The following is an 851-nucleotide window of genomic DNA, read 5'->3' on the forward strand; positions in this document are numbered from 1 at the left end:
TCGCCAAACGCCACCGCATCACCGTTTTGCAGCTGACGGGGCTCCCCTCCCCTGGCCGGATACAGCATTACCTCACCGGTAATCGCATCCACAGTGGCCGGAATGGGTTTTTCTTTAAGCCAGCTAATCGGCACCTTCAGGGTATTACCGGGACGCAGGGAGTGAGGGTTGTCGAGCCCGTTATGGCGAGCCAGTTCGCCCCAGCAGGTTTGCGGCGACTGGGCAAACTGTTGACAGACTTTCCAGAGAGAATCGCCAGGGCGCAAGGTGTAATGCCAGTCATCCCCGGCCCAGGCCGTTGATAGCAGGCACAGCATCATAGCCGTGCTCAACCAGACCCTCATAGATGTGTCCTCAGAACCTGTTCATGATTTTATTCTTCGATCGGCTCCAGACGATAACCGTGCTGGTACACCGTTTTGATTCGGTAACCCCGTTCAGGGCGAATATGAAGGCTACGTCGAATCCGGCTGATATGCACGTCAACCGTGCGCGATTCGATCGGCGTCATGATACCCCAAACCTTCTCCAACAGGTGCGCTCGGCTCATCAGCTTGCCCACGTTCTGGAACAGATAGCAGGCCAGCTCGTAATCCTTGTCTGTCAGTTTAATCGCGTCTTCATCCAGCAGGATCTGACGTCGGGACCGATCCACGGTCCAGGGGCCCACACTCAGGGCTGTTTCTTCATCCATTTCCGATACCCCTGCCCGGCGCCCGAGAGCGCTGATACGGGCCAGCAATTCCGCTTGCTTGGTCGGTTTCACCATGTAGTCATCCGCCCCCTGGGAGAGCGCGCCAACAATCGATGATTCATCATCACGCTGGGTCGCAAACAACACCGGGGTGCGG

General features: G+C 57.2%; 2 protein-coding genes. Both read right to left on the reverse strand.

The features are described from left to right. Positions 1 to 332: LysM peptidoglycan-binding domain-containing protein (locus A3730_RS00935; RefSeq protein WP_231883791.1), on the reverse strand; the 332-nt coding region annotated here is incomplete at its 3' end. A gap of 41 nt (positions 333 to 373) precedes the next feature. After that, positions 374 to 851 (reverse strand): response regulator transcription factor (locus A3730_RS00940; protein WP_063537273.1); only part of this gene is annotated, 478 nt, incomplete at its 5' end.

This window comes from Alcanivorax sp. HI0044 (assembly GCF_001634945.1).